This is a genomic window from Streptomyces sp. NPDC031554 (assembly GCF_055580685.1).
In genome coordinates this window covers 369,739-390,060 of the sequence record NZ_JBVIKX010000004.1, presented here as the reverse complement: position 1 = coordinate 390,060, position 20,322 = coordinate 369,739, and the positions used below count along the sequence as shown (strand labels likewise).

Sequence of the window (20,322 nt, the reverse complement as noted above, 5' to 3'; positions counted from 1 at the left end):
CCGGGAGGGACCCGGCCGGCGTCGGCCTCAGTCGACGTCGGCGTTCTCCAGCATCCTCGTGACGTCGACGAAGTCCTTCTTGGCCGCCGCCAGCCGGCCCTGCTTCACGGTCTGCAGGGTCACGTCGGCGTTGACCAGGCGCGGGAAGCCGATCGAGGCGAGCCGGTCGGTGAACTCCCAGCGCAGGGTGGGCGTGAGCCCGCCCGTGTCGATCCGCAGGCCGTCGTCGAGGGCGCCGGTGACGGTGTCGGCGGTCACCGCGTCGCCGCCCAGCGACTCCACGACCTCCCGGAAGACGGTGTAGGCGATCCAGGTGGTCTGCACGCCCGTGTCCGAGGGGTCGATCCGGGTGTCGGAGAAGGCGCTCTCGCTGATCACCTTCTTCATCGGGTCCCAGCGCGGGTCGCTCGCCACCGGGTACCAGCCGGTGACGTACGCCCCCTCGAAGGCGCTGGACGCGCCGCCGGTGGAGTTGATGACCGTCTGGTCGACGCTGCCGAGGACGGTGGCGGTGCTCACGTCGGGGTAGTCCTCGCGGGCGCGCCGGAAGGAGTCCATGAAGGTGCCGGTGCGGTCGCCGAGGGCGGGGATCACGCACCCGCTGTCGCCCTTGCCGGCCGTGCCGGCCCGGCCGGTCGCGGTCACCTCCTTCAGGGAGGCCTCGGCCTGCACCGAGTACTCGGCGGCGTCCTCCGCGGCCAGCTGGTCCACGGCCTTCTCGTGGCCGCCCGCCGTGAGGCCGGCGTCGAGCATGGCGTGCAGGGTGTCGCCCGCGATGGTGTCGGGGCGCACGAGGGCGACGCGGCCGCAGCCGGCGGCGAGTTCCTTGCCGAGACCGGCCAGCAGGACCGGCTGGCCGCCGTTGACGGGGTAGGAGAGCGGGCTGGTGAACTCGGCGTTGGTGACGCCGTAGCCGCCGATGTAGGGGATGCCGGCGCCCTCCAGGTGCGGGAGGAAGGACTCCGAGTGCTGGCTGTAGGAGCCGATGACGGCGACCGCACCCGCCTTCACGGCCTGCCGGGCGCACTTCGCGGCGTCCACGCCGTTGTTGTGGTCGTTGCAGGTGAGGACCTCGAGCTCGCGGCCGTTCAGCCCGCCGTTGGCGTTGATCCACCGGGCGTAGGCGCGGGCGAAGGCGGGCATGCCGGGTTTGTTGGTGGCGGCGGTGCCCTCGGGCGCCCAGGTCATGACGACGATCGGGCCGTTCCCGGAGCCCCCGGCGGCGCCGGGGACGAGCCCGCAGCCGACGGCGAGCGACGCACAGGCGACCAGGGCGCCCGCCGACCGCAGGGTGAGGGGCAGAGACCTGGTGCGGCGGATGGACCTGAGGAGGAAGGTGCTTCGGGTGCGTTGCCTGCCGGTCATGTCCCCGCACGATTCCCTCACACGGCCAACCTCCGAGTGACCCTCGGTCAACGCGGGGTGACGGTGAGGTGAATTGCGGGGGCCGACGACACCCGCGCGGCCGGGAAACGTACGATCGACGATCGTGCAAGGTTCGGAGAACTCTTCCCGTCGCGGCCGTCGCTCCTCCACCATGGGCGGCATGCCACTCAACGACATGCCGTGGTGGCGCTGGCGCAGCAATGTGCGCTCCGCGCTGCACATGCTCTCCGATCCGGTGTTCCAGCGGGACGTCTGGCTGGCCGGCGTGGACGGGTACGGGGACGTCACCGACGCCGTGTACCGCCTGGTCGAGGACACCTGGCTCGACAACTGGTCCGCCGAGAAGTACGTCGGCACGATCTTCCGCGACTCGCAGGAGGCGGCGCTCGTCGACACCGCCGTCCTGCGCGTCCTGCGGATCATGCACCAGGTCGGGCCGGACGCCCCGGTCTCCGCCTACATCGACCACGAGGGCTGGCCGGACGCGGTCCGGGCGGCGCGCGACGCCCACGTGCGCATGGCCGCGGCCGACGGCGAGGAGCCGGACACCCCGCCGCGCACGCTCGAAGTGCTGCGGATCATGACGCGGACGGCGTGACGGAGGGGATCCCGCCCTGCGGACGGGTCTCCTGCGGGTGCGCCCCGTCATGAGACCCTGTGCTGCATGAGTGAGCAGTCCACCCGCGCCACGGCGACCCTCGCCGACCAGTACGTCCTCACGCTGTCCTGCCCCGACAAGCAGGGCATCGTGCACGCCGTGTCCAGCTACCTGTTCATGACCGGCTGCAACATCGAGGACAGCCAGCAGTTCGGCGACCACGACACGGGACTGTTCTTCATGCGCGTCCACTTCTCGGCGGAGTCGCCGGTGACCGTGGACAAGCTGCGGGCGAGCTTCGCGGCGATCGGCGACTCCTTCCACATGGACTGGCAGATCAACCGGGCCGACGAGAAGATGCGCATCGTCCTGATGGTCAGCAGGTTCGGCCACTGCCTGAACGACCTGCTGTTCCGGGCCCGGACCGGCGCGCTGCCGGTGGAGATCGCGGCCGTGGTCTCCAACCACACCGACTTCGCCGAGCTGGTGGGTTCGTACGGCGTCCCCTTCCACCACATCGCGGTGACGAAGGAGAACAAGGCCGAGGCGGAGGCACGGCTGCTGGAGATCGTCCGCGCCGAGGGCGTCGAGCTGGTCGTGCTGGCCCGCTACATGCAGGTCCTGTCGGACGACCTGTGCAAGCAGCTCAGCGGCAGGATCATCAACATCCACCACTCGTTCCTGCCGAGCTTCAAGGGCGCCAAGCCGTACCACCAGGCGCACGCGCGGGGCGTGAAGCTGATCGGCGCGACGGCCCACTACGTGACGGCCGACCTCGACGAGGGGCCGATCATCGAGCAGGAGGTCGAGCGGGTCGGGCACGACGTCACGCCGGACCAGCTCGTGGCCGTCGGACGGGACGTGGAGTGCCAGGCGCTGGCGCGGGCCGTGAAGTGGCACGCGGAGCGCCGGATCCTGCTGAACGGGCGGCGGACGGTCGTCTTCGCGTAGACCGCCGTCGCGCGCCGCGCTCACGTCCGCCGGCGTGCCGCGTCCCGTTCCGGGGCGGCCTCCGCCTCCGGTCCTACATCCGGCTCAGGGACGCCGCCGCCGACAGGACGTCGCGGATGGCCGCCCGGTCCCCCGCCTGGCCCGCGGCCGCCTCCTCCGGGGTGACGTGGCCCGCCGCGAGCCGGCAGAACTCCACGTCGTCCAGGGCGACGTGGGCCACCTCGTGATCGGCGGAGCCCACCGCGGCAGGGGAGTCGAGCGGGATGAACCACTCGCCGCCGCCCCGTCCCTCGATCTCCAGCCGCAGGCTGCGGCCGGGACGGCCGGCGGTCACCAGGTGACGGCGGTCGCCCGGCCCGGCCAGTCCCGCGCGGCGGCGTTCGGCGAGGACGACCGGCAGCATCCGGGCGGCGAGGTCGACCATGCCGCGCAGGTGACGCGGCGCGGGCGGGTCGTAGGGGTAGTCGACGGCCTCCGCGATGTCCACCGCGTGCACCCAGCATTCGAAGGCCCGGTCCACCAGCGCGTCCCGCAGCGGCAGTTCGAAGTCGCCGTACGACACCCCGACGGCGCCGGGGTCCTCCCGCCCGGCTCCGTCCGCGCGCGTGGTGTCCCCGTCGGTGCGGGACACCGTGCGGACGACCGCGCGGGCCTGTTCCCGCCAGGGGCCGCGCACGGACCGGGTCGGCGGGAGGTGCGAGGCCCCCCAGAACGCCTCCGTCCGCTCCGCGGGCGTGCCGGCCGGCTTGCCCGCGGTCCCGCCCGCGGCCGGGCCCAGCGGATCGTCGAGGCCCAGGGCGACGGCGACCAGCCCGTCCACCGCGAGCAGGTGGGCGATGACCCCGGCGACGGTCGTACGGCGGCTGGTGGCGTCCCGGCCGCGGAACCAGCGCAGCCGCACGGGCGCGTGCCACTCCGCGTCCCCGAAGTCCTGGAGCAGCGCGTCCAGCCGGGCGGTCTCCGCGTCGTACGCCGTCGCCCAGCCGGGCACCGGGACGCGCGGCGGGCGCCGGTCCAGGCAGCTCTCCAGGACGCGGGTGCGCAGGCCCGGGTCCAGGTCGAGGCTGTCGGGGCGCTGGAGCAGGCCGACCGCCTCGCGCAGCCGCCGTGCCTCGTCGGCGCAGGCCCCGCACGCGCCGAGGTGGTCCTCGACGGCGACGGTCTCCTCGGCCGAGCAGGCGGCCAGCGCCCAGGCCCCCAACAGCGCCTTCAGCACCGGGTGTTCCAGGCGCGGCGGTGGTGGAGCGGCGGCTTGTGGGGCGGGCCGCGGGGAGCCGCCGGCCCCGGTGTCGTCGGGGAACCGGTCCTCGGTCATGCCGCACCCCCGTGGTGTCCGGGCGGGGCGCCGGGGGCGGCGGCGTCGTGGGCCGTGGAGAGCAGCTGAAGGCCGAGGCGGAGGCGCCGGCGCGCCTCGTCCTCGGTGACGCCGAGGTCGGCGGCGGTCTGGCGGTAGTCGCGGCGCTGGAAGTACGCCAGTTCCAGGGCGGCGCGCAGCGGGGCCGGCATCGACTGGGCGATGTAGTCGGCGCGGGCGGCGACCGAGGCGTGACGGACCTTGTCCTCCAGCTCCTCGGTGCTGCCGGAGCCCTGCAGCGCGAGCGCCGCGGTCTCCGTGGCGCGCAGCCGCTGCACGGCCAGGCGGCGGGTCAGGCCGGCGACCCAGGTGCGCAGCGGGCCCTCCCGGGGGTCGTAGGAGTCCGGGTGCTCCCACACGTGCGCGAAGACCTCGTGGGTGACGCCGTCGGCGGCCCGCTCGTCCCCCAGCACGCGGTGGGCCAGGCCGTGCACGAGCGAGGCGAACCGGTCGTAGAACTCACCGAGGGCGGCGGCCTCCCCGCGCGCGAGGCGCTGCTGCATCCCGCGGTCCCAGCGGGGCGGTGCGTCCTTCTCCGCCATGCGGCTCCCTCGGCCCTGCTGCCCGTGCCCGACGTCCCCGCCGGGGCCTGCCGGTCTCCAGCCTGCGTGCATCCTCACCTCGAATGTAGTCGGCACGTCCGACGACGCACGCCCCTTTGGTGCAATGCGCGCCCCCTGCGCATCGAGGGTGGTAAAGGCACGATCCGGGTGCCCTGTCCGACCTATTGGCGATCAGACTTGATCGAGATTGACTGGATTTCGCCCCGATGAGATCGAACAGGACGAGTGGTGGCGAGAACAAGCCTCTTTCTCGAATCCGCTGTTTTCTGCCCGTAGTTTCGGGGAACGGCCGCTGGGCAGCCGCGCTGCGAGGAAGCGAAGGGACAGCTTCCGTTCGGGCGGACGAAGGGCGTGTGGGTGGCTTTCAAAGTGACCGGTGACGAACGGGGCGGATGGGCCGTGCTCCGTGTCTCGGGCGAACTGGACCTGGTGACCTCCCCGTTGCTGCGCCAACGGGTGCACGACGAGGTGGCCGAGGGCCGCCACAGCCTCGTCCTGGACCTCTCCGGGGTGGATTTCTGCGACTCCAGCGGGGTCGGCGTCCTCATCGCCTCCCGGCGGCTGATCCGCTCCTGCCGGGGCCGCCTGCGCCTGATCCTGCCGGCGCACGGCGCGGTCGAGGGCTCCCACGTCAACCGGGTCCTGGGCGCGCTGGGGGTGCGCCGGCTGTTCGACGTGTACGGCGACGTCGACGAGGCCGTGGACGGGACCGAGCCGCTGTCCGCCTGAAGGCTCGCCGGCGCGGTCCGCCGGACGGGCCGCGGCCCTCGCCCGCTCCGCCCCGCGGCCGCCGGCGTCGTACGCTCACCCGCGGGGACTCCACCGCACCCCATCCGACGCGACGACGTGAGGCGGTCCGCAGACATGGTGAGCAGCGAGTACGAACGCAGGATCGCCGACCGGTTCGCCACCTTCGACCAGGACGGCAACGGCTACATCGACCGCGAGGACTTCGCCTCCGCCGCGAAGGCCGTGCTCGCCGAGTTCTCCGTACCGGCCCGGTCCGACAGGGGGCAGGCGCTGTACGCCGGCGCGGAGGCGTTCTGGCAGGGCATGGCCGGGATCGCCGACCGCGACGGGGATCAGCGCATCACCCGCGACGAGTTCGTGAGCGGGGCGGTCAAGCGGCTCCGTGACAATCCCGGGCGGTTCGCCGAGATCGCCCGGCCGTTCCTGCACGCGGCCCTCGCCGTTGCGGACGGCGACGGGGACGGGCGGGCCACGGTCGACGACACGGTGCGGGTGCTGAGGGCGCTCGGCGCCGGTGAGGACGTGGCCCGGGGCGCCGCGGGTGTGCTGGACGGCGACGCGGACGGGAAGGTGGGGGAGGCGGAGCTCGTGCCGGCGTTCGCCCGCTACTTCACCGTGCCGGAGTAGCCGGCCGACGCGGGGCCGCGTCCCGGACCACGCACGGCCGGGGCCGGCCCGGCCCCGCCGCGCAACACGCCCGGGTGCGGGAGCAGTTCGGGCCGCCGGCCGGGACCTTCCGGGCCGTCGGACATCCGTGCGCCGACCTGCTGCCGGAGCCGGGCCGTACGGGTGCTCTCCGCGAGTGTGGGGACACGCAGAGTGAGAGGTCGCCGGTGTGCGGCCCGCGGTCCGGGGCGGTTCGCGACGGTCGCGGCCTGCGATGACGGGTGCCGGCCCGGACCCGCGTCGTCGATCGTGGCGCGGGGTGGTCACGGAGCGTGAGTTGTGGTTGTGGCCGAGGTGTGACCCGTCACGCGCCGGAGTCGGGGGGTCGCTCCGGTACCTTCTGTGGGATGCGAGTGGCCACGAGCGCGAGCCGTGCCGGCGGTGCCCCCGGGGCAGTGCCGGATCCGACGGTGCGCGCCCCTGCTCGCAGGCCGGACGGGCGTGTGAGCACGGCCTGTTCGACTCTCCGCGACAAGCGTCGCACAGTATGCCGCACGCGTACTCCTTCGCGCTGGAATATGCCCGAAGCGCTTGTTGGGGTGACTGTACGTCAACCAAGCTGTCTCGTAAGGGAATCACGTTCCGTCACTCCGCCTCTGGCTGTTGTTCTGGTCATGCGGAAAATGGCTACGATCGTGGCCCCCGTCGTCATGGTGCTCGCGTGGCTTGCGTGGCTCACGTGGCGCGCGGCCATGTGTCCGCCGGTTCGGATGGTGTGAGCGGTGCAGGTGCTTCAAGTGCAGCTGGAGATCCGGCCCGACCCCGCTGAGGTGGGTCGCGCCAGGCGATGGGCCCGTTCGCGCCTCGCCGGTTCCGGGATAGGAGCCGACGAGCCGCTCGCCGAGACGCTGATCCTGCTCGTCTCCGAGCTGGTCACCAACGCCGTGGTGCACACCGGCTGCCCGGCCGTGCTGCGGCTCTCGCTGCCGGACGCCGAGGCGGGGCGGACCACCGTCCGGCTGGAGGTGGCCGACGGCAGCGGCCGGGCGCCCGTGCCCCGTTGTGCGGGCGACGAGGCGACGGGCGGCCGCGGGCTGGCCCTCGTGGACGGTCTCGCGGACCGCTGGGGCTGGAGCGTGGAGGATCACGGCAAGCGCATCTGGTGCGAACTCGACCGCTGCGCACGGCCGCCGGCCGACGGCGGCAGCGGCAGCGGGAACGCGGCGGACCATGGCCGGGAGGCGGACCGCGCCGGTGCGGCCGGGAACGGCACCGGCGCCTTCGGCGCACCGGCCTACGAGGGGTTCGCGTACGAAGCCGTGTGACACGGGCCGTGCGACACGGGCCGTGTGGTGACGCGGTCCCTGCGGCGCGGTCGGCTCCGAGGGCCGGCGCGCGGTGGCGGAGCACGGGTGCAGAAAGCGCTGTCGGTCCGGCCGGGACGGGTGGCGGTGCGCCCGGACGTGCTTCCGTGCGCGCCCATGGAAAAGGGGACGTAAGTCACAAATCGCTGACCGGGTGTTGACGGCAGGTGTCCGTTTGATCACGCTTGTGGGCAGCGATTCGCCGTGAGGGGACGACGAGGGGTCCGGTGACGGGAGCCCTCGCCGAGTGCGGGTCGTGACGCGGCGTCGAGCCCCTCGGGGTCGGGGGAGACCGGGGCGGGTACGCCGAGTCGGACGGTGGCGTGCGGTGCCGTGCTCGGGGCGGCACGGGGGCGTCTCCCGCCCGGCCGCGGCCGGGGCGGGGGAGGCGCGCCGCCGTCCGGCGTACGTCCCGGGGCGGCCGGCCGCCGGGGATCCCGGGCGCGCGCCGCCGGACCGTCGACGTCGCCAATCTTGTCCACAGGCTGTGGACAACTGTTCGGCTTTCCGCTCCCGAACCCCCGCCGCGCCCCTTCCACCGCATCCCGGACTCCCCGGACTCCCCGGACTCCCCGGACTCCCCGGACTCCCCGGACTCCCCGGACTCCCCGGGCTCCCCGGGTCCCCGTCTCCCGGGCGCCCGCCCCGGGGTGCGGCCTCACGTCCTGACGGCGCCGCTCTCCGCCCGGAACGTCCGCCGGTACGCCGTCGGTGTCACCCCGAGCGCCGCCTGCAGGTGCTGGCGCATCGACTGGGCGGTGCCGAAGCCGGCGTCCCGGGCGACCTGGTCGACGGAGAGGCCGGTGGACTCCAGCAGGTGCCGGGCGCGTTCGACGCGCTGCCGGGTGAGCCACTGGCCGGGGCTGACCCCGACCTCCTCGCGGAAGCGGCGGGTGAACGTCCGTACCGACATGGCCTCCCGGGCGGCCATGTCCCGCAGCTGGATGGGCTCGTGGAGGCGGCCGAGCGCCCACGCGCGCGCCGCGGTCGTCCCGGGCAGCTGCGGGTCGGGCACCGGCCGTTCGATGTACTGCGCCTGTCCGCCGTCGCGGTGCGGCGGTACGACCGTGCGGCGGGCGACCTCGTTGGCGACGGCCGTGCCGTGGTCGCGGCGCACCATGTGCAGGCACAGGTCGATGCCGGCGGCGACGCCCGCCGAGGTCAGGACGTCGCCGTCGTCGACGAAGAGGACGTCGGCGTCGACCCGGACCTCGGGGAACAGGCGCTGGAACCGGGCGGCGTCGGCCCAGTGCGTGGTCGCGGGGCGGCCGTCGAGGACACCGGCGGCGGCCAGGACGTACACGCCGGTGCAGATGGAGGCGAGGCGGGTGCCGGGGCGGACGAGGGCGAGCGCGGCGGCGAGGTCGTCGGTCAGGACGCCCTCCTCGAAGACCGGGCCGAGTTCGTACGACGCGGGGACGATCACGGTGTCGGCGGTGGCCAGCGCCTCCGGGCCGTGCGCGACCTGGACGACGAAGTCGGCGTCCGTCTCCACCGGTCCCGGAGGCCGGACCGAGCAGGTGACGACCTCGTACAGGTGCCGTCCCCCGGAGTCCTTGGGGCGGCCGAAGATGCGGTGCGGGATGCCCAGTTCGAAGGGGAGCAGGCCGTCGAGGGCGAGGACGACGACGCGGTGCGGACGGAAGCCTGAGGACGGGCTCATGGCCCGATCCTAACGAACATCGTCCTTCGGGCCACTCGTTCCGGACGGTCGCGGACCCGAAGCTCTGAGACGTGACGCAGACGGACACGACCAAGGCAGGGGCGACCGGGGCGACTGGGGCGACCGGGGCGACCGGGGCCGGAGGGAGAGGGGCCGAGGTGAACGGGGTGCCGGACGCGGAGGTCTCCGAAATGACGGGGACGGCAGGGACGGCAGAGACGAAGGGGACGGCGGGGACGGAGGGGACGGACGGCGGTCGGACGGCGCGTGCCGGGAGGCGGCTGCCGCGCGTGCACCGGGCGTGGTTCGTCGCCGCGGTCACCTTCGTCACGATCATCGGCGCGGCGGCGTTCCGCTCGCTGCCCGGCCTGCTCATCGAGCCGCTGAACGAGGACTTCGGCTGGTCGCGCGGCACGATCGGCGCGGCCGTGTCGGTCAACCTCGCCCTCTACGGGCTCACCGCGCCCTTCGCCGCGGCACTGATGGACCGTTTCGGCATCCGCCGCGTGGTGGCCGTCGCGCTGACCGTGATCGCGCTCGGCTCCGGCCTGACGGTGTGGATGACGGCGGCCTGGCAGCTGCTGCTGTGCTGGGGGCTGCTCGTGGGCCTCGGTTCGGGTTCGATGGCCCTCGCCTTCGCCGCGACGGTCACCAACCGCTGGTTCACCGAGCGCCGAGGTCTGGTCAGCGGCATCCTCACCGCGGCCTCCGCCTCCGGACAGCTGATCTTCCTGCCGCTGCTGTCCTGGATGATCACGCGGTACGACTGGCGCCCGGCGGCGGTGACGGTCGCGCTCGCCGCCCTCGCGGTCGTCCCCTTCGTCTGGCTGCTGCTGCGCGACCATCCGGCGGACGTGGGCCAGAGGCCTTACGGGGCGAAGGAGTTCGTCCCCAAGCCGGCTCCGGTGCCGGGCGCGGCGCGACGCGCGGTCACGGTCCTGTCCTCGGCGCTGCGCACCGGCCCGTTCTGGCTGCTGGCCGGGTCCTTCGCGATCTGCGGCGCCTCCACGAACGGTCTGGTCCAGACCCACTTCGTGCCGGCCGCCCACGACCACCACATGCCCGTCACGGCGGCGGCCTCCCTGCTCGCGGTGATCGGCGTGTTCGACGTGGTCGGCACGATCGCCTCCGGCTGGTTCACGGACCGCTTCGAACCGCGCCGGCTGCTGGCGGTGTACTACGCGCTCCGCGGCGTCTCGCTCCTCTTCCTGCCGATCCTGCTGGCCCCGACGGTCCACCCGCCGATGATCTTCTTCATCGTCTTCTACGGCCTCGACTGGGTCGCCACCGTCCCGCCCACCCTGGCCCTGTGCCGGGAGCACTACGGCGAGGACAGCGCCATCGTCTTCGGCTGGGTCCTGGCCTCCCACCAGGTCGGCGCGGCCCTGGTCGCCTTCCTCGGCGGCGTGGCCCGCGACGCCTTCGGCTCCTACGACGTGGTCTGGTACGCCTCGGGCGCGCTGTGCGCGGCGGCGGCGCTGATGGCGCTGGTGATCAGGCGCCGGCCCACGGGACCCCTCGCGCCCGTCGTCCCGGCGACGGCCTGACGGCCCGCGGCCCGACCGCCTCGCGACGGCCCGCCGTGCGACGGACGGTTCCTGCCGGAACCGTCCCCGGCGGGAGCGGGCCGCCGATCCGGTCCCGGACCTCCGGGACGGCCCGCGTCCGGTCCGCCGCCACGAGGTCCCACGCCGTGGTGAGCCCGGCGAGGCCTCCGCCGGTCTCTCCCCGTCCCCCTCCGCGGCTTCCCTCAGCTCCGGCCCAGCCGGCGGCGCACCGCCTTCGCTATGCGTTCCGCGTCGAGGGAGAGTTCGCGGAGGTTGCCGCTGATGGGGTTGGTGAAGCCGGTGAAGTAGAGGCCGGGGGCGCCGGCCGGGGTGCGGGGGCCGTGGGCGGTCGGTCTGCCGCGGGCGTCGAGGACGTCGAGGTGGCCGACCAGGTCCTCCAGGGCGCGGACGTAGCCGGTCGCGGCGATCACGGCGTCCGGCCGGACGCGGGTGCCGTCGGCGAGGAGGACCTCGCCGTCCTCGAAGCCGTCCACCGCGGCCACGACCTCGACCTTCCCCGTGCGCACCGCGTCGATCAGGCCGACGTCCTGCACCGGGATCGCCCCTTCGCGGACGCGGGTGTAGAGCCCGGTGTCCGGTCGCGGCAGCCCCCGCGCCGACAGGTCCGGCACGCTGACCCGGGCCAGTGCCCGGCCGACGCGGTCGACGAGCTTGACGGGCAGCCGCCGTACGAGGATGCCGCTGTACTGGGCCGGCCAGCCGGCGGTGGAGCGGCGCACGATGTGCGGGACCGTGCGCACGGCCAGCCGCACCCGCCCGGCACCGCTCTCCACCAGGTCGACGGCGATCTCGGCACCGGTGTTGCCGACGCCGACGACGAGGACGTCCCGGCCCGCGTACGGCGTGCCGTTGCGGTAGGCGGAGGCGTGGACCAGTTCGCCGGTGAAGGTGTCGCGGCCGGGCCAGTCGGGCAGCGCCGGGGTGTGGTTGTGGCCGGTGGCGACGACGACCGCCGCGCCGGTCAGCTCCCGCCCTCCGGAGGCGTGCAGCAGCCAGCCCGTGCCGTCGGGGGTCCGCTCGACGCGGGACACCTCGACGCCGGTGACGATCTCCAGCTCGTGGTGCTCGGCGTACTTCTCCAGGTACCGCACCATGTCGTCGCGGGCGACCCACCGTCCGAAGCGGCGGGGCATCGGCAGGCCGGGCAGGGCCGAGCGGCGCCGGGTGGTGTGCAGGTGCAGCCGGTCGTAGTGCCGCCGCCAGGACGCGCCGACCCGGTCGGACTTCTCCACCACGACGGCGCGGACCCCCCGGGCGCGCAGCGCGTACGCGGTGGCGAGGCCGCCGGGGCCGCCGCCGATGACGTAGACCGGGCGGTCGGCCGCGTGTGCGGCGCTGTTCGCGGAGGGGTTCGGCTGCGGTGCGGAGTCTTCCATGAGCGCGAGCGTAATCATGCGCGGCATTGATGGGTCTCGGTCAAGACCGGAATTGGTTGCGGATCGATCACGCCTGTGCGAATGGTGTGTGCGGATGGTGACGCCGGTCACCTGGCGGCGGACAAGCCGCGACGCCGGGCCCGGGTGCGCGGGGTCCGGCGTCGCGGAGGACGGCGTCGATTCTTATGACGGGAAACGGACGCCGCCGTTCAGGGGCGGCCCGGTGGAGGCCGCAGGGGTTCGGCAAAGGCTGCCGGGGCTCGGCGGAGGCCGCCGGGAGGGGGGACTACTTCCGCCCGGCCTTGTACCCCGTCACCTTCGCGATCCACCGGACGAAGTCGCCCGGGTCGGTGTTGGCGCCGTGGCCCTGGTCCCAGTAGTAGAGGTGGTTCACGTCGTCGCCGAGGCCGTGCGCGGCGGCGGCGAGGTTGGCGGACACCGTCAGCGACGTGTCGGAGTCCTTGGCGCCCAACCGGATCCACCAGTGCCTGCTGCGGCCGGCGTTGGGCTTGTCGACCAGGTGGTACATCGGGTTCATCAGCCGCAGCAGCTCGGGGACGTCGCCGTCGACCCGCTTGGCGGTGAGGCCGGTCGTGTCGTTGCGCTGGCCGTACGCCGTGAAGTGCCGGGTGAGCGTGGTGCCCTTGCCGAACTCGTTGTTCTCCCCGGAGGAGAGGTCGAAGGCGTCGAAGGCGGGGACGTTCTTCTTGCGGGCGCCGACGTGGGTGAGGAAGCCGGCCCAGGAGAAGGAGGCGCGGCCGTTCCTCCAGGTGATGAAGGGGTGGGCGGCGAGGTAGGTCGCCCGCGCCGCGTCCGACAGGGCGGCGAGGTGGGTGGTGGCCGACGGCTCCAGGTACTGCTCGACCAGGTACGCGTCGTAGTTGCGGGCGGTGAGCGTGCCGAAGCCGCCGAGTCCCTTGAGCTTGAGGGCGGCCTGGTACTCCGCGAACTGCGCGCGCAGCTCCTTCGACACGCTCTGGTCGACGACCGCGCCGGCGGAGGTGGAGTTGGCGCCCCAGTTCCACTCGTAGGCGCCGTCGGCGTGCTCCAGGTCGGTGATCGGGCACCAGGCGCCGGTCGCGAAGACGGCGTCGGAGGCGTCGGCCGCGCCGATCTCCTCCAGGTACGGGGCGTAGAGCGGGCTGTCGCCGGACGCGCCGAGCAGCGCGGACAGGGCGCCGCCCGCGCTGGTGCCGGCGGAGACGATCCGGTCGGTGTCGCCGGGGATGCGGCCCTTGTTGGCGCGGACGTACCGCACGGCGGCCTTGAGGTCGACGATCGCGGCGGGGGCGACGCCGTAGTACTGGCCGGCGGAGTTCTTGAGGGTACGGCCGCGGGCGCCGGGCTCGACGACGACGTGACCGGCGGCGAGGGCGAGCAGCTGGTTGGTGTTCAGGGCGCCGCCGGTGGCGTTGGTGTCGCGCGTGGCGTTGGAGGCGGAGGGGCTCGGCGAGGCGGACGGGGCGGACGCACCGCCGGGGGCGCCGCCGCCTCCCATGGGCCCGCCGGCGGGGCCGCCGACGCCGGTAGCGTCCGCGACGGAGGACGGCATGTACCCGCCGACGGAGTTCGCGAACAGGATCGGCGCGTCCGAGGCGTCCACCGCGGTGCCGTCGATCTTCACCGGGACGCTGACGTTGAGGCTCTGGTACTTCTCGTCCACCGGCCGGGCGACGTAGGTGATCGCCTTCCAGAAGTGGTAGGTCACGGAGTGCTCGGTGCCCTCGGTGTCCGTGACGGTGGTCGTCAGCTCGGTGTAGGCGTCCGGGTCGAAGGCGAGGGAGCCCAGGGAGTCCGAGCCGGACGAGGAAGAGGCCGAGGTCCCGTCGGCCGACGCCTGGGCGCTGAGGGCGAGACCCCCCACGGCCGCGACACCGGCGGCGGCCCCGATGCCCATGACGACCGACCTGCGCTTGACTGCCCTGTGCTGCACGGTTCGACTCCCTCGCTGCGGGTGCTGGCGCCAGCGAACGTAGCCTTGTTGTGGACAGAATTGCCAACAATCCGCGCTTCTTCATGGGGGATGCACAGATTCATGGCGGGGACACAGCCCCTCTTCATGAAACGCGAGGCCGGCACGCGCGGGTGGGGGCGGAACGCTCCGAGGCGGGTGCGGAAGCGGCCGGTGTCCGGCGGGGGCGGCCGGTGTTCAATGACGGGATGAGTGATCTCCGTGAGCCGTACGCCGGCCCGCCCGTTCCCGTGCTCGACGGCCACGGGCTCCGGCTGCGGGCCTGGGACCCCGAGTCCCCCGCCGACGTCGACGCGTGGCTGCGCGTGCACCTCGACCCCGAGTTCCTGCGCTGGAACACCCCGCTGCGGGCCATCACGGACGCCGCCGGCGCGCGGGAGTCGATGCGGGCGAGGGTGGAGGCGACGGCGGCCGGGACCGGGGTCGCCCTCTGCGTCACGGACGCGGAGGACGGGACGGTTCTCGGGCAGGTCGGCCTCAACGCGATCGACCGCGTCCGCGGCTGCGCCAACGTCGGCTACTGGGTGCTGCCCGAGGCCCGCGGCCGGCAGGTGGCCACCCGGTCCCTGCGGCTGGCCACCGACTGGTTCTTCGGCCGTCTCGGCCTCCACCGGCTGGAGTTGGGCCACGCCCTCGGCCACGAGGCGTCCTGCCGGGTCGCCGAGCGCTGCGGGTTCCGCGCCGAGGGCGTCCTGCGCGGCGCGATGTGGGAGGCCGGCCGCCATGACGCCTGGCGGGACGTGCACGGCCACGCCCGCCTCGCCACGGACCCCGACCCGGCGGCCGGGTCCGGGTGACGTCGAAGGCTTCGGCTTCCCCGTCCACGGGCTCCGCGACGGCGACGCCGTCCCCTGAGCGTCCCTTGGGTGCCCTCTGCCGCCGGATCTGCGCGACCCGGGCCCCCGTCCCGGTCCCGCGTGATTGACTCGCGGGCATGTCGACGACCCTCGGGGCGCCCCGGCCGGACCAGGCCGCCTACATGCTGCGGGCGGCGGCGGAAGCCGGCCGTACGTACAAGGCGCAGCTGCTCGACCGGCTGGACCCCGCGCCGGGGCAGACCGTGCTCGACGCGGGCTGCGGTCCCGGCACGGACCTGCCCGCCCTGGCCGAACGCATGGGCGACGCGGGCGTGGTGATCGGCGTCGACCGCGACCCGCGGATGCTGGAAAGGGCGCGGGAGCGCACGGCCGGACTGCGGGCCGTGGACCTGCGCGAGGGCGACGTCCACGCGCTGCCCGTCGCCTCCGGCACGGTGGACCGGGCCAGGACCGACCGCGTCCTGATGCACGTGGCCGATCCGGCCGGAGCCCTGGCCGAACTGCACCGCGTGACCCGCCCCGGTGCCGTCGTCGCCTTCGCCGAACCGGACTGGGACACCCTCGTGGTGGACTCCGAGGACCTCGACGTCAGCCGCGCCTTCACCCGCTACGCCACCGGACACGTGGTCCGGAACGCCACCGTCGGCCACGGCCGCGCCCCCCTCGCCACCGCAGCCGGCTTCCGGGTCGACGACGTGAGCGCGACGACCCCGGTCTTCCGCGACCTCCCGGACGCCGATCACACCCTCGGCCTGGGCCGCAACCTCCAACAGGCCATGGAAGAGGGCCACATCGACGAGGCGCGGGGCCGTCCGCGTACAGCAGTGCGTGCCCCGCTCCGGGGAAGCCGCTGACGCTGGTGGGGATCACGCGTACTTCCACGATGTCCCGCTCGGACTGGCCCGCGAGGTGGTGCAGTTGCGCGAGAGTCACCTCGGTGCCTCCATAGGGCATGCGCAGCGCGGCCTCGTGGACACAGGCGGTGTAGAGCAGAGGGGCCGGCCGGGGGTGAGCGGGTATCTCCCGGGCGACCGCACGTACGAGTGACGGCAACGGTGAACGGGATGCCGTGCCTCACGGGAGTTCCTACGTTTGCGCAGTGATCGAACCCTATGTGATCGAGTTGGAGCCGGAAGTGCGGTTCTGGCTCGAGCACCTGTCCGCGCAGCACTATCGCCAGGTCGAGGAGAAAGCCGACCTTCTCGTTGAGAAGCCGACGACGCTCGGGGAGCCGCACTCTCGTAACCTGGGAGAGGGAGTGCGTGAACTGCGATTCGTTCTGAGCGGGTGTGCCACGCGAGTCACGTACTGGCTGGCGCCTCGTCGACGGATCGTGCTGCTCACTGTTTTCCGGAAGACCAGGATGCGGGAGGACGCAGAGGTCAAGCGCGCCAGACTGGCGAAAGAACGGTGCGAGGCGGAGCATGGCCCCGCGCATGACGAGTTCACTCGTGAGTTCCGGGAGGACCTGTGAGCCACACTCGCTGGAAGCTGTCGCGGGAGCGGAGAACCGCTGAGGGGGGTGCCGAGCCGCCGGAGGTGGTTGCGGAGCGGGAGCAGATCCGGCTGGCCCATGCGTTGGGGCAACTGGTTCACGACCGTCGTGTCGCCCTCGGGCTGACCCAGTCCGCGCTGGGGCTGCGGATCGGGATGTCCGAGGACGAGGTGGAGGCCGTGGAACTCGGCGGCCTGCTGCCCCTCACCGCCGATCTGCTGGTCCGGCTGTCGGGAGCGCTGGATGTCACGGTGGACCTGCATGTCGTCTCCGACGGGCGCAACACGCTGGTGTTCGAGGAGCGTGCCGCGTGACCGGGGAGCCGTCACCGGCTCACCGACGCGAGTCCCCCGGGCCCGTCGCCGGTCGTCGCGGATCCGGCCCTGCCGGTCCCGGCGGCTTACGAGGTCGTCCGGTTCGAGAGCGACTTCCGTGAGCCGTCCGACCAGGAGACCGGCGAGGCCCAGCCCCGGCACCAGCAGAAAAGTCCGGAAGTTGCCGAAATGCTCGGCGAAACCGAGCGCCATGCCGGCCGTCAGGCCCACCACGGCCTTGCTCGTCGCGCGCTCCTTCGCTCACGGCTCGTCACGCGCTCCGTCACCCGAACGTGCCGCTCCGTCCGGCTACCGGATCCGTTACCGCTCCTCGCCCTCGTCCTCCTCGTCGGGCAGCTTCACGTCGCTGACCTTGATGTCGACCCTCACGACCTCCCGGCCCGCCATCCCCTCCACCGCGGAGATCACGTTCTCCCGCACCGCGCCGGACCCGGTCCAGGCGGTGGGAACCCGCGGTTCAGGCGGTGGGAACCCGCGGCTCGTCGCCCCCTCACGCGCCCCTCACGGCCACAGCAGTCCCCGCGACCAGCCGTCCGACGTCCGCCGGTAGGCCAGCCGGACGTGCCGGCGCCGGGCCTCGCCCTGGAAGAACTCCACCTCGTCCGGACGGAGCCGGTACAGGGTCCAGGTGGGGGACTCGGCGGCCGGGTCCCGGCGGGCCCGGTCCCAGGCGGCGGACGACGCCGTCGCCAGCTCCTCCAGCGAGGCCAGGTCCTCGCTCTGGCGGCCGGTGAGGGCGGCGGCCAGGGCCCCCGTCGACCGGGCGTGCAGGTCCGCCCGTGCCTCCGCGGCCGGGGCGGCCGTCACCGGCCCGCGCACGCGTACCTCGCGGCCCAGCAGGGGCCAGTAGAAGGTGAGGGCCGCGAACGGGCGGGCCGTGAGGTGGCCGCCCTTGCGGCTGGTCACGTGTGTGGCGAAGGACCAGCCGTCCCCGTCCGCCCCGTGCAGCATCACGATCCGCGCGTCCGGCAGGCCGTCCCCGTCGGCGGTCGACAGGGTCATGGTGTGCGGCTCGCGCTCGCCCGCCGCGACCGCCTCGGCGAACCAGCCGGTGAACAGCGCCAGCGGATCGGCGGGGGCCGCCGCCGGATCGAAGGGCGGCAGCTCGGTCACCTCCGGGTCCCACACCCGTAGCGACCTCAGCAGTTCGTGAAGATCCGTGGCATCCGTTCCCATGGCCCGAGTATCGGCCAGGGCGGGGCCTGCGGCCGTGCCTGGCCGGGCGGGCCGTGCCCGTCCCGGCCGCTCAGCCTTGCCCCGGCCGGTCGGCTCTGCCCCGGCCGGTCGCGTCCGTCCGACAGGCCCGCCCCGACAGGCCCGTCCCGACAGGCCCGCCCGTCCCGGCTCAGCCGCCGAGGGCCAGCCGCTGGACCAGCAGGAACGCGCCGATCCCCAGCATCGCCGCACCCGACGTCCGGGTGACCGCGCGGGCCGCCGCCGGGCGGGCACCCAGCAGCCGGCGGGCCAGGACGCCCACCGCCGCGTAGACGGCGGCGCAGCACGCCATGTGCAGCAGCCCGAGGGCGGCGGTCTGTGCCGGGACCGGCAACCGCGCGTCACGGGTGACGAGGAACTGCGGCAGCACGGAGAGGTAGAGCAGCAGGCCCTTGGGGTTGAGGCCGCTGATCGTCGCCCCGCGCAGGAAGACCCGCCGCCCGTCCCGCGCCACGGCCTCCCCGGCCCGCGGCACCCCCGGCCGGCGCAGCACGCTCCAGCCCAGCCACACCAGGTACGCCGCCCCGGCCACCGTCAGCACGGTGAGCAGCCGCGGGGATCCTGCCACCAGGACCGCGAGTCCCGCCGCGGCCAGCACCGTGTGCAGGGCGTAACCGCCGACCAGACCCGCCACGGCCGGGCCCACCGAGCGGCCGCGCAGCCCGGCGGCGATCACGTACGCCCAGTCCGCGCCCGGCACGCACACCAGCAGCAGGTCGAGGGTGAGGAAGGAGATCAGCGTTCCGGAGTCCATGAAGGGGACATTAGGCGTGATCCGGGCGAAGGTGTTCCCGAAGTTTTCTCCGAACCGGGCCGACTGGGGAAAGATCTGCCTCATGGACGACGTGGACCGGAAGATTCTTGCCGAGCTGCAGCAGGACGGGCGGCTGACCGTGACCGAGCTGGCCGCGCGGGTGCGGCTGAGCGTCTCGCCGTGCCACCGGCGTCTGCGGGAGCTGGAGCGGTCCGGGGCGATCAGCGGCTACCGGGCGGTGGTGGAGCCGGCCGCCGTCGGGCTGCCCTTCGAGGCGCTGGTCTTCGTCTCGATGCGGCAGGAGGACCGCGACACGGTCGCGGAGTTCGAGCGGGCCGTCGCCGAGGTGGAGCACGTGCTGGACGCCCAGCGGCTGTTCGGGGAGCCGGACTACCTGCTGCGGGTGGCCACCGCCGACCTCGCGGCCTTCCAACGGCTGTACGACGAGCGGCTGGCGACCCTGCCCGGCGTGCAGCGCCTCACCTCCACGCTGGTCATGAAGCACGTGGTGCGGGACCGGCCGCTGCCGGGCTGACGCGCGCCGGTGTGTGCCGCGGAAGTCCGCAGGTGTTCGTAGACGTCCGCAGGTGTTCGTAGACGTTCGCAGGCGTCTGTGGATGTCTGCATTTGCCCATACTCATCCGCAGGCGTGCGCACATATCCGCCGAGATCCCCCGGTGGACGTGCCCGTACAGCGCGACAGGCGGTGGACGTCCGGGTCGCCGGACGAACCACCGCCTGCCAGACAGGACTTGGGACGTGGAAAAAGGAGGGCCGCGGCTGCCGCGGACTTATTTCACCGGCTTCTTCCCGGTGATGCCCAGGTGCACCAACAGCGCCACGTTCGGCTTGAGTTCAGCCTGCTTGACGCCCCACGAGGTGAAACCTTTCTGGTGGGAGGCGACCGCGGCGAGCATCGCGACCAGCGAACCGGCGATCGCGCCCGGGTTCACGTCCTTGTCGACCTTGCCCTTGGCCTGCAACTCGGCGACGGCGTCCGAGAGGGAGCTGTTCACAGAGTTGAGGATCTTCATGCGGAGCTTGTAGAAACGCTTGTCGCCCTCGGCCGCGCCGAGGTCGACGACGCGCAGGATCGCGTCGTTGCGCTTCCAGAACTCCAGGAACTCGTCGACGAGTTCCTGCGCGGTCTGCCACCCCGCCTTGCCGACCCAGGACCGCCCCTCCAGCACCTCGGTCAACCCGGCGCTTTCGGAGGCCATTTGCTCCGCGATCTCCAGGACGGCGCCCTCCACGTCCGGGAAGTACTGGTAGAAGGTCGCGGGCGAAGTGCCCGCCTTCCGGGCGACATCGATGACCTTGACGTCCCGGTAGGGAGAGGAGCTGAGCATCTCGCTGAGGCAGTCGAGCAGTTTCTGCCGCGTCGCCTGCCCGCGCCGACCGGCCACGCGGCCGTCGACGGTACGCACTTGTCCTGTCATGTCGTCAGCTTACCGACGGGTGATGAGAGCGCGATTCGGCCGACTGCAAATGGGGTGCGCGGGGGCCCGGCGGCAGGCGTGCCTGGTCTGCGGCTTGCGTGAAGCGCCGTTAGGT

20 protein-coding genes and 3 pseudogenes are annotated in these 20,322 nt (G+C 73.4%); 11 read left to right on the top strand and 12 right to left on the bottom strand.

Annotated elements, in window-relative coordinates; translation table 11 throughout:
- Positions 1-27 precede the first annotated feature (27 nt).
- A complete protein-coding gene (locus tag ACZ5FU_RS13745) occupies positions 28-1,365 on the bottom strand; it encodes an ABC transporter substrate-binding protein (protein ID WP_469045361.1) in 1,338 nt (445 codons plus the stop codon).
- A 172-nt stretch (positions 1,366-1,537) separates the two neighbouring features.
- Between ACZ5FU_RS13745 and ACZ5FU_RS13740 the strand changes: the two genes are divergently transcribed.
- Positions 1,538-1,984 carry an SCO4402 family protein gene (locus ACZ5FU_RS13740; protein ID WP_451526036.1) on the top strand — a complete coding sequence of 149 codons (447 nt, stop codon included), beginning with the start codon at positions 1,538-1,540 and terminating at the stop codon, positions 1,982-1,984.
- A gap of 66 nt (positions 1,985-2,050) precedes the next feature.
- Positions 2,051-2,935, top strand: a complete 885-nt coding sequence (gene purU, locus ACZ5FU_RS13735; protein WP_451526035.1) for a formyltetrahydrofolate deformylase — start codon at positions 2,051-2,053, stop codon at positions 2,933-2,935.
- Positions 2,936-3,008: 73 nt separating this feature from the next.
- Here the strand turns inward: purU and ACZ5FU_RS13730 are convergent.
- Together ACZ5FU_RS13730 and ACZ5FU_RS13725 are read right to left on the bottom strand one after the other, a co-directional pair.
- A pseudogene (locus ACZ5FU_RS13730) lies at positions 3,009-4,361 on the bottom strand (immediate early protein); the annotation flags it as partial.
- On the bottom strand, positions 4,247-4,831 hold the full coding sequence (locus ACZ5FU_RS13725; RefSeq protein ID WP_451526034.1) for a sigma-70 family RNA polymerase sigma factor: 585 nt from the start codon (positions 4,829-4,831) through the stop codon (positions 4,247-4,249). The gene ACZ5FU_RS13725 and the pseudogene ACZ5FU_RS13730, both read right to left, overlap by 115 nt.
- Before the next feature lie 372 nt (positions 4,832-5,203).
- On the opposite strand from ACZ5FU_RS13725, the gene ACZ5FU_RS13720 reads away from it, so the two are divergent.
- The 3 genes from ACZ5FU_RS13720 to ACZ5FU_RS13710 all read left to right on the top strand — a co-directional run bounded on the left by ACZ5FU_RS13720 (position 5,204) and on the right by ACZ5FU_RS13710 (position 7,533).
- Positions 5,204-5,581: an STAS domain-containing protein gene (locus ACZ5FU_RS13720; protein ID WP_451526033.1), complete on the top strand. Its 378-nt coding sequence runs from the start codon at positions 5,204-5,206 to the stop codon at positions 5,579-5,581.
- A 135-nt stretch (positions 5,582-5,716) separates the two neighbouring features.
- Positions 5,717-6,229, top strand: coding sequence for an EF-hand domain-containing protein (locus ACZ5FU_RS13715; RefSeq protein ID WP_451526032.1), 513 nt, complete (start codon positions 5,717-5,719; stop codon positions 6,227-6,229).
- Positions 6,230-7,005: 776 nt separating this feature from the next.
- Positions 7,006-7,533 carry an ATP-binding protein gene (locus tag ACZ5FU_RS13710; protein WP_468644776.1) on the top strand — a complete coding sequence of 176 codons (528 nt, stop codon included), beginning with the start codon at positions 7,006-7,008 and terminating at the stop codon, positions 7,531-7,533.
- Between the two features lie 697 nt (positions 7,534-8,230).
- On the opposite strand, the gene ACZ5FU_RS13705 is transcribed toward ACZ5FU_RS13710, so the two are convergent.
- Positions 8,231-9,235 (bottom strand): GlxA family transcriptional regulator, encoded by a 1,005-nt coding sequence (locus tag ACZ5FU_RS13705; protein ID WP_451526031.1) that lies wholly within the window; start codon positions 9,233-9,235, stop codon positions 8,231-8,233.
- 191 nt (positions 9,236-9,426) lie between these two features.
- On the opposite strand from ACZ5FU_RS13705, the gene ACZ5FU_RS13700 reads away from it, so the two are divergent.
- The gene (locus tag ACZ5FU_RS13700) at positions 9,427-10,782 is read left to right on the top strand and encodes an MFS transporter (RefSeq protein WP_469045360.1); all 1,356 of its coding nucleotides are present in this window, start codon (positions 9,427-9,429) and stop codon (positions 10,780-10,782) included.
- Here ACZ5FU_RS13700 and ACZ5FU_RS13695 read toward each other — a convergent pair.
- From ACZ5FU_RS13695 to ACZ5FU_RS13685, 3 genes are all read right to left on the bottom strand, one after another.
- Positions 10,730-10,915: a hypothetical protein gene (locus tag ACZ5FU_RS13695; protein ID WP_469045359.1), complete on the bottom strand. Its 186-nt coding sequence runs from the start codon at positions 10,913-10,915 to the stop codon at positions 10,730-10,732. The genes ACZ5FU_RS13700 and ACZ5FU_RS13695 overlap by 53 nt on opposite strands.
- A gap of 70 nt (positions 10,916-10,985) precedes the next feature.
- Positions 10,986-12,179, bottom strand: coding sequence for a flavin-containing monooxygenase (locus ACZ5FU_RS13690; protein ID WP_469045358.1), 1,194 nt, complete (start codon positions 12,177-12,179; stop codon positions 10,986-10,988).
- 286 nt (positions 12,180-12,465) lie between these two features.
- The gene (locus tag ACZ5FU_RS13685; RefSeq protein WP_469045407.1) at positions 12,466-14,076 is read right to left on the bottom strand and encodes a subtype B tannase; all 1,611 of its coding nucleotides are present in this window, start codon (positions 14,074-14,076) and stop codon (positions 12,466-12,468) included.
- Between the two features lie 263 nt (positions 14,077-14,339).
- Between ACZ5FU_RS13685 and ACZ5FU_RS13680 the strand changes: the two genes are divergently transcribed.
- The gene (locus ACZ5FU_RS13680) at positions 14,340-14,948 is read left to right on the top strand and encodes a GNAT family N-acetyltransferase (RefSeq protein WP_468644744.1); all 609 of its coding nucleotides are present in this window, start codon (positions 14,340-14,342) and stop codon (positions 14,946-14,948) included.
- A gap of 137 nt (positions 14,949-15,085) precedes the next feature.
- Positions 15,086-15,823 carry a methyltransferase domain-containing protein gene (locus tag ACZ5FU_RS13675; RefSeq protein ID WP_468644746.1) on the top strand — a complete coding sequence of 246 codons (738 nt, stop codon included), beginning with the start codon at positions 15,086-15,088 and terminating at the stop codon, positions 15,821-15,823.
- A 31-nt stretch (positions 15,824-15,854) separates the two neighbouring features.
- On the opposite strand, the pseudogene ACZ5FU_RS13670 reads toward ACZ5FU_RS13675, so the two are convergent.
- A pseudogene (locus ACZ5FU_RS13670) lies at positions 15,855-16,022 on the bottom strand (Scr1 family TA system antitoxin-like transcriptional regulator); the annotation flags it as partial.
- Between the two features lie 46 nt (positions 16,023-16,068).
- Here ACZ5FU_RS13670 and ACZ5FU_RS13665 point away from each other — a divergent pair.
- The gene (locus ACZ5FU_RS13665) at positions 16,069-16,443 is read left to right on the top strand and encodes a type II toxin-antitoxin system RelE/ParE family toxin (protein WP_469045357.1); all 375 of its coding nucleotides are present in this window, start codon (positions 16,069-16,071) and stop codon (positions 16,441-16,443) included.
- A complete protein-coding gene (locus ACZ5FU_RS13660; protein WP_467851363.1) occupies positions 16,440-16,778 on the top strand; it encodes a helix-turn-helix domain-containing protein in 339 nt (112 codons plus the stop codon). Before ACZ5FU_RS13665 ends, ACZ5FU_RS13660 begins: the two co-directional genes overlap by 4 nt.
- Positions 16,779-17,099: 321 nt before the next feature.
- Here the strand turns inward: ACZ5FU_RS13660 and ACZ5FU_RS13655 are convergent.
- The 3 genes and pseudogenes from ACZ5FU_RS13655 to ACZ5FU_RS13645 form a co-directional block, all read right to left on the bottom strand.
- A pseudogene (locus tag ACZ5FU_RS13655) lies at positions 17,100-17,222 on the bottom strand (Asp23/Gls24 family envelope stress response protein); the annotation flags it as partial.
- 78 nt (positions 17,223-17,300) lie between these two features.
- Positions 17,301-17,975, bottom strand: coding sequence for a pyridoxine/pyridoxamine 5'-phosphate oxidase (locus tag ACZ5FU_RS13650; RefSeq protein ID WP_451778023.1), 675 nt, complete (start codon positions 17,973-17,975; stop codon positions 17,301-17,303).
- A 169-nt stretch (positions 17,976-18,144) separates the two neighbouring features.
- A complete protein-coding gene (locus ACZ5FU_RS13645; RefSeq protein ID WP_451526024.1) occupies positions 18,145-18,768 on the bottom strand; it encodes a LysE family translocator in 624 nt (207 codons plus the stop codon).
- 82 nt (positions 18,769-18,850) lie between these two features.
- Here ACZ5FU_RS13645 and ACZ5FU_RS13640 point away from each other — a divergent pair, with 82 nt between their 5' ends.
- Positions 18,851-19,303 carry an Lrp/AsnC family transcriptional regulator gene (locus tag ACZ5FU_RS13640; RefSeq protein WP_451526023.1) on the top strand — a complete coding sequence of 151 codons (453 nt, stop codon included), beginning with the start codon at positions 18,851-18,853 and terminating at the stop codon, positions 19,301-19,303.
- A gap of 256 nt (positions 19,304-19,559) precedes the next feature.
- Here ACZ5FU_RS13640 and ACZ5FU_RS13635 read toward each other — a convergent pair whose 3' ends face one another.
- Positions 19,560-20,195, bottom strand: coding sequence for a TetR family transcriptional regulator (locus tag ACZ5FU_RS13635; protein WP_451778101.1), 636 nt, complete (start codon positions 20,193-20,195; stop codon positions 19,560-19,562).
- Positions 20,196-20,322 lie beyond the last annotated feature (127 nt).

Excerpts from the sequence above, each read along its gene's own strand:
- ACZ5FU_RS13745 (WP_469045361.1), bottom strand. The coding sequence starts at position 1,365 with ATGACCGGCAGGCAACGCACCCGAAGCACCTTCCTCCTCAGGTCCATC.
- ACZ5FU_RS13740 (WP_451526036.1), top strand. The coding sequence starts at position 1,538 with ATGGGCGGCATGCCACTCAACGACATGCCGTGGTGGCGCTGGCGCAGC.
- purU (WP_451526035.1), top strand. The coding sequence starts at position 2,051 with ATGAGTGAGCAGTCCACCCGCGCCACGGCGACCCTCGCCGACCAGTAC.
- ACZ5FU_RS13725 (WP_451526034.1), bottom strand. The coding sequence starts at position 4,831 with ATGGCGGAGAAGGACGCACCGCCCCGCTGGGACCGCGGGATGCAGCAG.
- ACZ5FU_RS13715 (WP_451526032.1), top strand. The coding sequence starts at position 5,717 with ATGGTGAGCAGCGAGTACGAACGCAGGATCGCCGACCGGTTCGCCACC.
- ACZ5FU_RS13705 (WP_451526031.1), bottom strand. The coding sequence starts at position 9,235 with ATGAGCCCGTCCTCAGGCTTCCGTCCGCACCGCGTCGTCGTCCTCGCC.
- ACZ5FU_RS13700 (WP_469045360.1), top strand. The coding sequence starts at position 9,427 with ATGACGGGGACGGCAGGGACGGCAGAGACGAAGGGGACGGCGGGGACG.
- ACZ5FU_RS13690 (WP_469045358.1), bottom strand. The coding sequence starts at position 12,179 with ATGGAAGACTCCGCACCGCAGCCGAACCCCTCCGCGAACAGCGCCGCA.
- ACZ5FU_RS13685 (WP_469045407.1), bottom strand. The coding sequence starts at position 14,076 with ATGGGCATCGGGGCCGCCGCCGGTGTCGCGGCCGTGGGGGGTCTCGCC.
- ACZ5FU_RS13680 (WP_468644744.1), top strand. The coding sequence starts at position 14,340 with ATGAGTGATCTCCGTGAGCCGTACGCCGGCCCGCCCGTTCCCGTGCTC.
- ACZ5FU_RS13675 (WP_468644746.1), top strand. The coding sequence starts at position 15,086 with ATGTCGACGACCCTCGGGGCGCCCCGGCCGGACCAGGCCGCCTACATG.
- ACZ5FU_RS13650 (WP_451778023.1), bottom strand. The coding sequence starts at position 17,975 with ATGGGAACGGATGCCACGGATCTTCACGAACTGCTGAGGTCGCTACGG.
- ACZ5FU_RS13645 (WP_451526024.1), bottom strand. The coding sequence starts at position 18,768 with ATGGACTCCGGAACGCTGATCTCCTTCCTCACCCTCGACCTGCTGCTG.
- ACZ5FU_RS13640 (WP_451526023.1), top strand. The coding sequence starts at position 18,851 with ATGGACGACGTGGACCGGAAGATTCTTGCCGAGCTGCAGCAGGACGGG.